General features: G+C 67.1%; 8 protein-coding genes and 1 pseudogene. 6 read left to right on the plus strand and 3 right to left on the minus strand.

All coding sequences use genetic code 11. The features are described 5' to 3' along the window. The 6 genes from AC1D2K_RS22760 to AC1D2K_RS22785 form a co-directional block, all read left to right on the plus strand. A partial coding sequence (locus AC1D2K_RS22760; RefSeq protein WP_478091185.1) for an oligopeptide/dipeptide ABC transporter ATP-binding protein occupies positions 1-667 on the plus strand: 667 nt, incomplete at its 5' end. Between the two features lie 85 nt (positions 668-752). Beyond that, a complete protein-coding gene (gene gsiB, locus AC1D2K_RS22765) occupies positions 753-2,306 on the plus strand; it encodes a glutathione ABC transporter substrate-binding protein GsiB (RefSeq protein WP_478091187.1) in 1,554 nt (517 codons plus the stop codon). Between the two features lie 79 nt (positions 2,307-2,385). Beyond that, positions 2,386-3,306: a glutathione ABC transporter permease GsiC gene (gene gsiC, locus AC1D2K_RS22770; RefSeq protein ID WP_478091188.1), complete on the plus strand. Its 921-nt coding sequence runs from the start codon at positions 2,386-2,388 to the stop codon at positions 3,304-3,306. Between the two features lie 10 nt (positions 3,307-3,316). Further along, the gene (gene gsiD / locus AC1D2K_RS22775; protein WP_478091189.1) at positions 3,317-4,243 is read left to right on the plus strand and encodes a glutathione ABC transporter permease GsiD; all 927 of its coding nucleotides are present in this window, start codon (positions 3,317-3,319) and stop codon (positions 4,241-4,243) included. A gap of 10 nt (positions 4,244-4,253) precedes the next feature. Then, a complete protein-coding gene (locus tag AC1D2K_RS22780; protein ID WP_478091190.1) occupies positions 4,254-5,327 on the plus strand; it encodes a P1 family peptidase in 1,074 nt (357 codons plus the stop codon). Then, a complete protein-coding gene (locus AC1D2K_RS22785; RefSeq protein WP_478091191.1) occupies positions 5,324-6,142 on the plus strand; it encodes a M55 family metallopeptidase in 819 nt (272 codons plus the stop codon). The genes AC1D2K_RS22780 and AC1D2K_RS22785 overlap by 4 nt, the downstream gene beginning before the upstream one ends. 50 nt (positions 6,143-6,192) lie before the next feature. Here the strand turns inward: AC1D2K_RS22785 and AC1D2K_RS22790 are convergent, their stop codons facing one another. The 3 genes and pseudogenes from AC1D2K_RS22790 to AC1D2K_RS22800 all read right to left on the minus strand — a co-directional run. Continuing rightward, the gene (locus tag AC1D2K_RS22790; RefSeq protein ID WP_478091192.1) at positions 6,193-7,443 is read right to left on the minus strand and encodes a dienelactone hydrolase family protein; all 1,251 of its coding nucleotides are present in this window, start codon (positions 7,441-7,443) and stop codon (positions 6,193-6,195) included. Between the two features lie 46 nt (positions 7,444-7,489). Further along, on the minus strand, positions 7,490-8,014 hold the full coding sequence (locus tag AC1D2K_RS22795) for a flavin reductase family protein (protein WP_478091193.1): 525 nt from the start codon (positions 8,012-8,014) through the stop codon (positions 7,490-7,492). Continuing rightward, positions 7,988-9,045, minus strand: a pseudogene (locus AC1D2K_RS22800) (styrene monooxygenase/indole monooxygenase family protein); the annotation flags it as partial. The pseudogene AC1D2K_RS22800 and the gene AC1D2K_RS22795, both read right to left, overlap by 27 nt.

Consider the following 9,045-nt stretch of genomic DNA (forward strand, 5'->3'; position numbering starts at 1 on the left):
GCGCCGCAACATCCAGTTCATCTTCCAGGATCCGTTCGCCTCGCTCGATCCGCGCGTCACGGTCGGTTTCTCGATCATGGAGCCGCTGCTGATCCACGGCATCGCCAAAGGCGCCGAGGCCCAGCAGCGCGTCGACTGGCTGCTGCGGAAGGTCGGCCTGCCGCCCGAGGTGGCACAGCGCTATCCGCACGAGTTCTCGGGCGGCCAGCGTCAACGCATTGCGATTGCACGTGCGCTCGCGCTCAACCCCAAGGTGGTGGTGGCGGACGAATCGGTGTCGGCGCTCGACGTGTCGATCCAGGCACAGATCGTCAACCTCATGCTTGATCTGCAGCGCGAGCTGGGCGTGGCCTTCCTGTTCATCTCTCACGACATGGCCGTGGTCGAACGCATCAGCCACCGCGTGGCCGTGATGTACCTGGGCCAGATCGTCGAGATCGGCCCGCGCCGCGCGGTGTTCGAGGCGCCGCAGCACGCCTACACCCGCAAGCTGATGGCGGCCGTGCCGGTGGCCGATCCGTCGCGCCGCCACAAGCCGCACGCATTGCTCGAAGGCGAGATCCCGAGCCCGATCCGCGCCGTCGGCGACGAGCCCGACGTGCCGCCGCTGGTGCAGGTCGCACCCGGCCATTTCGTTGCCCGCCACGCCATCGGCGGGGCCTTTTGATTTTTGACGCCATCGGCGGCGCTTTCTGATTTTTCATCCCGCAGGCCCTCCTGCTTTCTTTCCACGAACCGACCGGAGTTCTTCCATGAAGCAATCCTCTTCCTCCCTGCGATGGGCATCCGCACTGCTGGGCCTGGCCGCGTTGGCCGCATCGGGCACAGCACTCGCCGCGCGCGACGTGGTGCTGTCGATCGGCTACCAGCCGGAAACGCTGGACCCGTACAACACCAACACCACCATCACCACGGCGGTGACAAAGACCTTCTATGAAGGCCTGTTCCAGTTCGACAAGGACCTGAAGGTGCAGAACGTGCTCGCCGAGAGCTACGACGTGTCGAAGGACGGCCTGGTCTACACCATCAAGCTGCGCACCGGCGTGAAGTTCCACGACGGCACCGACTTCAACGCCGAGGCCGTGAAGGTCACGCTCGAGCGCGTGCTGAACCAGGACAACAAGCTGCTGCGCTACAACCAGTTCAACCGCGTGGGCAAGGTCGAGGCGGTGAACGCCAGCACCGTGCGCATCACGCTGAAGGAGCCCYTCGGCCCCTTCATCAACTCGCTGGCCCACGCCTCGGCTGCCATGATCTCGCCCACCGCGCTGCAGAAGTGGGGCAACAAGGACATCGCCTTCCATCCCGTGGGCACCGGCCCCTTCGAATTCGTCGAGTGGAAGCAGACCGATGCCGTCAAGGCCAAGAAGTTCGACGGCTACTGGAAGAAGGGCTACCCGAAGATCGACAACCTCTCGTGGAAGCCGGTGCTCGAGAACAACACGCGCGCCGCGATGCTGCAGACCGGCGAGGCCGACTTCGCCTTCCCCATTCCCTACGAGCAGGCCGAGCTGCTGAAGAAGAGCGACAAGCTCGAAGTGGTGGCGTCGCCCTCGATCATCACGCGCTTCCTGGCTTTCAACATGCTGCAGAAGCCGTATGACAACCCGAAGGTGCGCGAGGCGATCGGCTACGCCATCAACAAGGAAGCGCTCGCCAAGGTCGCCTTCGGCGGCTATGCCTTCCCCGCGCAGGGCGTGATGCCGCAGGGCGTGAAGTTCGCCGAGAAGATGGCCCCGATTCCGTACGACGTAAAGAAGGCCAAGGAGCTGCTGAAGGAAGCCGGCTACCCGGACGGCTTCGAGTCGGTGCTGTGGAGTGCCTACAACAACACGACCAGCCAGAAGACCATCCAGTTCGTGCAGCAGCAGCTCGCACAGGTGGGCATCAAGCTGCAGGTGCTGGCGCTCGAAGTGGGCCAGCGCACGGAGCAGGTCGATGCCTGGCCCGATCCCAAGACGGCCAAGGTCCGCATGTACTACACGGGCTGGTCTTCGTCCACGGGTGAGGCCGATTGGGGCCTGCGCCCGCTGTTCGCCTCCGAGTCGTGGGCGCCGAAGCTCAACAACATGTCGTTCTACAAGAGCGACGTGGTGGACGCCGCGATCGCCAAGGCGCTGATCACCGTGGACGACAAGGAAAAGGCCGCGCTCTACAAGACCGCGCAAGACGAAATCCGCAAGGACCTGCCGCGCGTGCCGCTGGTCACGGAGCAGAACCTGTCGGCGCACTCGAAGCGTCTGTCGGGCGTGTTCGTGATGCCTGACGCCAACATCAACATCGACGCGATTTCCGTGTCGAACTGATCGCAGGTCCTTCGTTCTCTGACTGACTGTCCGGTGGGCGGCAACGCTTGCTGCCGCCCGCTCGCGACACCCGCACCCCATGCTGAATTACTTTCTCAAACGACTGTTGGGCCTGATCCCCACACTGCTCATCGTGGCGGTGCTGGTGTTCCTGTTCGTCCACATGCTGCCCGGCGACCCGGCGCGCCTTGCCGCCGGCCAGGACGCCGACGAGCAGACCGTGGCCGTGGTGCGCCAGGACCTGGGCCTCGACAAGCCGCTGCCTCAGCAGTTCGCGAGCTTCTTCACCCGCATGCTGCAAGGCGACTTCGGCACCTCGATCCGCACGCGGCGGCCGGTGTCGACGGAGATCGCCGAGCGCTTCTTCCCGACGGTGATGCTGACCATCACCAGCATGACGTGGGCGGTGATTTTCGGCATGGGCATCGGCATCGTCTCTGCCGTGTTCCGCAACCAATGGCCCGACCGGCTGGGCATGACGCTGGCCGTGTCGGGCATCTCCTTTCCTGCATTTGCACTCGGCATGCTGCTGATGCAGATCTTCTCGGTCCAGCTCGGCTGGCTGCCCACGGTGGGCGCCGCCACCTGGCAGCACTACATCCTGCCCTCGATCACGCTGGGTGCGGCGGTGGCCGCCGTGATGGCGCGCTTCACGCGCGCGTCTTTTGTCGAGGTGATCCAGGAAGACTTCGTGCGCACCGCGCGCGCCAAGGGCGTGCGCGAGCGCACCGTCATCATCAAGCACTGCCTGCGCAACGCGCTGATTCCGGTCGTCACGATGATGGGCCTGCAGTTCGGCTTTCTCCTGGGCGGCTCGATCCTGGTCGAGGCGGTCTTCAACTGGCCCGGCCTCGGCCGCCTGCTGGTCGATGCCGTGCAGATGCGCGACTACCCGGTCATCCAGACGCTGGTGCTGCTGTTCTCGCTCGAATTCATCCTGATCAACCTGGTGGTCGATGTGCTCTATGGCTTCATCAACCCCACCATCCGCTACAAGTGAGCAAGCAGCCATGACGCAAGCTATCGGCGTGCCTGCCGAATCCATCGTTCCTCTCTCCCCCGTCGCCGCGGTGCAAAGCGCGGGCAAGGTCCGCACGCCCTGGGGCGAATGCTGGCGCCGCTTCAAGAAGCAGCCCGTGGGCATCGTCGCGGCGATCTTCGTCCTGCTGCTGGTGTTCATCGCGGTGTTCGCACCGTGGGTCGCGCCCTTCGACGCGGAGAACTTCTTCGACTACGACATGCTGAACAGCGGGCCTTCGGCCACGCACTGGTTCGGCGTCGACCCGCTGGGGCGCGATATCTTCAGCCGCATCCTGATGGGCACGCGCATCTCGCTGGCCGCCGGCTTCCTGTCGGTGCTGGTGGGCGGCTTCATCGGCACGGCCTTCGGCCTGCTCGCGGGCTACTACGAAGGCTGGTGGGACCGCATCGTGATGCGCATCTCGGACGTGCTGTTCGCCTTCCCCGGCATCCTGCTGGCGCTGGGCGTTGTCGCCATCCTGGGCAGCAGCATGACCAACGTGGTGGTGGCGGTGTCGGTGTTCAGCGTGCCGGCCTTCGCGCGCCTCGTGCGCGGCAACACGCTGGTGCTGAAGCAGCAGACCTACATCGAGGCCGAGCGCAGCATCGGCGCGTCGGACTGGACCATCATCGTGCGGCACATCCTGCCAGGCACCATCTCGTCGATCGTCGTGTACTTCTCGATGCGCGTGGGCACCTCGATCATCACGGCCGCCAGCCTGTCGTTCCTCGGCATGGGGGCGCAGCCGCCGACGCCCGAGTGGGGCGCGATGCTCAACGAGGCCCGCGCCGACATGGTCACCTCGCCGCATGTGGCGCTGTTCCCGAGTCTGGCCATCTTCTTCACCGTGCTGGCCTTCAACCTGCTGGGCGACGCACTGCGCGATGCGCTCGATCCGAAGATCGACCGGCAGTAGTTCTYTCTTCATGTCATCCACTCCCCTGCCCCGCATCGGCAACCTGCTCCAGGGCGCGCGCAACGCCATCACCGACGTCGAAGGCGTCACGGTCGGTCATCAGACGCTGGACGACGGCGACGTGCAGACCGGCGTAACGGTCGTGCGGCCGCACGCCGGCGATCCGTTCCGCGACAAGGTGCCGGCGGCCGCCGTGGTGCTCAACGGCTTCGGCAAGAGCGTGGGCCTGGTGCAGCTGGCCGAGCTCGGCGTGCTGGAGACGCCGATTGCGCTGACCAACACCTTCTCGGTCGGCACGGTGGCCACGGCGCAGATCCGCCATTGCGTGGCAGCCAATCCCGAGAGCGGCCGGTCGCTGCCCACGGTCAATCCGCTGGTCTTCGAGTGCAACGACGGTTTTCTCAACGACATCCAGCGGTTGGCGGTCACCGAAGCCGACTACCTGCACGCACTGGCCAGCGCCGATGACGAATTCGCGCAAGGCTCGGTCGGCGCCGGACGCGGCATGTCGAGCTTTCAGCTCAAGGGTGGCATCGGCAGCGCCTCGCGGCGCGTGTCGGCAGCCGATGGCGGGCTGCACACGGTGGGCGCGCTGGTACTGGCCAACTACGGGCGCCAGCCGCAGATGGTGCTTGCCGGTCACGCGGTCGGCGAACGACTGGCGGCGCAAAGTCCGGCTGTGCCCGAAGAACCGGAAAAGGGCTCGATCATCATCGTCGTCGCCACCGATGCGCCGCTCGATGCGCGTCAGTTGCGCCGGCTGGCGCTGCGCGCGGGCGCCGGGCTGGCGCGCACCGGTTCGGTCTTCGGCCATGGCAGCGGCGACATCGTGCTGGCCTTCTCCACCGCCTACACGGTGCCGGACCGGGTCGATCGCCCGATGCCGGCCATGGCGATGGTGCATGACGGGTTGCTGGACGGCCTCTTCCAGGCGGCAGCCGACAGCACGGAGCAGGCCATCCTGCACGCGCTCTGGCGCGCCACGCCCGTGACGGGCCGCGATGGCAACCACCGGGCGGCACTCGGCGAGCTGCTGCCTCCCTCTTGCCTTTCCTCCTTCGCGCAATTGCGCGTTCCCACATGAAAGTCCTGATCTCCACCGACATCGAAGGCGTCGCAGGCGTCTACCACTCGGAGCAGACCCGCCCCGGCAACCCGGAGTTCGAACGCGCCCGCCTGCTGATGACGCAGGAAGCCAATGCCGCGATCGCCGGCGCCTTCGACGCCGGCGCCACCGAGGTGCTGGTCAACGACTCGCACGGCGGCTTTCGCAACATGCCGCCCGACGTGCTCGACCCACGCGCCCGCGTCGTGCAGGGCAAGCCGCGCTACCTGAGCATGGTGGCGGGCGTCGAGGAAGGCGTGGACGCGGTCTGCATGGTCGGCTACCACTCGCGCGCCCAGGGACGCGGCATCCTCGCGCACACGATCAACAGCTTTGCCTTTGCCGGCATCTGGCTGGCCGATCAGGAGCTGGGCGAGGCCGGGCTCTACGGCGCCTTGGCCGGCGAATACGGCGTGCCGGTCGTGATGGGCAGCGGGGACGATGTGTTCATCGCCGAGAACCGGCCGATCTTTCCGCATGCCACTTTCGTGCAGACCAAGCGGGCCACGGGCTTCCACAGCGGCGTGTCGCTCTCGCCCGAACAGTCGCGCCAGGCGATCCGTGCCGGCGTGGCGCAGGCGCTGGCTGCGCGCTCCCATGCCAGCCCACTGGTCTTCAAGGGACCGCAGGTGGTCACGCTGCGCACCCAGTCGCCTTCGCTGGCCGACCTGTTCTGCCAGTGGCCCGCGTTCGAGCGCCTCGACGGCGCCACCCTGCGTTTCACCGCCGACACGGTGGAAGCGGCGGTGCGCATGCTGAACTGCTGTTCAGCCATGTCGTCGATGCTGCGCTGATCGCGTCTGGTCATGGGGAATGACGAACTGCACCTGTTTCGTGCCCCGATCTAGGATTCAGGGCGCTGCCTGTCCATCAAGGTGTTCGATGGCAGCGTCTCGTCCAGCAGCTTGCGCGCCGTCTCCACGCCGGCCACCGGCAGCCGCGCCGCATCGAGCAGCCCGATCTGCACCAGCACACTGGCCTGGTCCCAGTAGATGTGCTCGTGGTAGAGCTTGTCGCCGCGGAACTTGACCACCGCCAGCAGCGGTATCTCGACCCGCTTGCCCGTCGGCGCCACACCCGGCAGCATCCACGGAATCTCGGTGGTGTGCGTGAAGCAGAACAGCATCTCGTCGACCACCTGCGACGCGCCCACGGTGCGCGAGATCGGCACCAGCGAGGTATCGGGCGGATTGCTGTTGACGAAGTGGTTCGAGTAGAAGTGGTGCAGCGCCTTGTAGCCCACGCCGCCGGTCATGGTCGGGATGTGGTTGACGTAGGGCTCGGCCACCATCGTGCCCATCGTGTCGTCGACGTTGCGCGTCGCAAACTCGTACTCGCAGTGCTTGTCCCACAGCGCGGCCAGGTCGTAGTGCGGGCCGATGGCGCTCTTCAGCGCGGCGATGCTGCGCTCGTGCGCCATCAGCGCCGAGGCCCGGTGGTAGTGCTCGCCGCCCACCCGCGCAAACGCATGGTCGACACCGGGGTACACATGCACCTCGACGTTCGGCCGGCCGCGCAGCGCATTCACGATGCGCTCGCGTGCCTCGGGCGGGCAGAAGCCGTCGAGCTCCGCCACATGCAGCGCGAGCCGGCAGCGGATGCGGTCGGCCTCATCCAGCGCGGCGTCGATGCCCACGCCGTAGTAGCCGACGGCCACGTCCGCATCGGTGCGGCAGGCCGCCAGGTAGGCCAGCTTGCCGCCCAGGCAGAAGCCGAGCACGCCGACCTTGGCGTCCTGCACTTCGGGCCGCCCGCGCAACGCGGTGATCGAGGCCTGCATGTCCTCCATGCCGCGGGCCTCGTCGAAGCCCTGGTAGAGCGCAAAGGCACGCTGCCAGTCGTCCGGCGAATAGCCGAGCTCGACATCGGGCTGCTGGCGCCAGAACAGGTCGGGCACGAGCACGACGTAGCCTTCCTCGGCGTAGTAGTCGGCCACGTCGCGCATGGTCTGGTTCACGCCGAAGATTTCCTGCGCGAGCACCAGGCCGGGCCCGCTGCCCGAGCGCGGCACGGCGAGGTAGCCGTTGAAGCTTCCGCTGCCGTCGGTGGCCTCGATGCGGATGTGGCGCGGGGAGGTGGCTGTCTTGTCCTGCATGTGATGTGCTCCGTTCAATGGGTCGATGGGGGTGCGGGCCGCGCGCTCATGGCACGCATTCCGGATGTCGCGTCGTCACCTGGTAGTAGCCCGAATGAAAGACCAGCGGCTCGCCGTCGAAGCGATCGTAGCGCTCGACCTCGCCGATGAAGATGAGGTGGTCGCCGCCGTCGTACTGTCGCACGTTGCGGCAGGTGAAGCGAGCGATGACGCCATTCAGCAGGGGCACGCCAGCGGTTCCGTCGCAGCAGTCCACGCCGCCGAACTTGTCGGCCTGCGGCGTCGAGAACTGTCGCGACAGGTGATGCTGGTGCGCCGCCAGCACGTTGATCGCGAAATGGCTGGCGCCGGTGAAGTCGGCCACGCTCGGCGCCTGCCGGGCCAGGCTCCACAGCACCAGCGGCGGGTCCAGCGAGACCGACGAGAACGAGTTGGCGGTCATGCCCACGCGGCGGCCGTCGAGGGCCCGGGTCGTAATGACGGTCACGCCGGTGGTGAACTGGCCGAGCGCCTTGCGGAAGTCGCGCCGGTCGAAGCGGTCGGCCGCCGCCTCGCGCGCCTTGGCCTCCAGAAAGCGGTCGGCCTCGACGGCATCGAACCACCAGGGCGCGAAGCCACGCGGGTCGTCGAAGCCGTTGACGAGGGTGCTGGCGACCGCGGGCGTGTGGGTGGCGCTCTGCAGCAGCTTCTGCACGTGCGGCTTCGGCGGCGCGAGCAGGCTGTTGGTCCAGTCGGTGGCCCAGCGGGCATAGCCTTCCCAGTAGCGGTCGAAGGTCTGCTGCATCCACCCGGCGTCGAACGGCGCATCGCCGTGTTCGAGGATCCGCTTCAGGTAGATGTCGGCGGACTTGGCCGCGTTGTTGGAGCCCTGGCCGGTGATCGGGTCGTTGAGCACCACCGCGTCGGCCAGGCCCAGCACGCGGCGGCCCGAGGGCAACGTGGCTATGGGCTTGCGCACCGTCGGTGCGAAGCGCCCCGCCAGGATGCCGTGGTCGTCGGTCAGCGCGATGTCGCCGCAGCGCTCGGCTTCCCAGGGCAGGAAGGTGTCGAGGATCCACTTGCTGCGCGCCAGGTGCTCCTGCGGCGTCTTCACGTCGGCCCAGCAATCCATCGGGCCGCCGGGCACGCCTTCGAACACCATGATCTCGCACGGCCCCGTGGTGGTCAGCGCCGGGAACACGAAGTATTCGCCCACGCCGGGGATCAGGTTGAAGCACACCCGCGCATACGGCAGGGCGGGCTTCATGCCCTTCACATAGGTGAGCGCCAGGGCGCGCTGGGGCTGGTGGAACGGCGAGCGTTCCGCGTCGCGCTCGAACAATTGCGAGATCTCGCCCTTGCCGCTGGCGACGACCACGAGCTCGTGCGTTGCCGCGCAGGCTTCCAGCTCGGCCAACCCCACGTCCTGCACCACCAGCCGGCCGCCGCGCTGCTCGAACTCCGCCATCCAGGCGGGGATCTTGAGCCGCTGGTCAACCGACTGCGCGGGCCCGTCGAGCTTCGCGCTCCATTCGATGGCCTTGCTGCCCTCCGGGCTGCGCACCACCATGCCGATGCCCTCCACGGAGGGACATTCGGCCGCCCACCAGTCCAGCGCCAGCT

This window comes from Variovorax sp. P1_H12_2 (assembly GCF_056405335.1).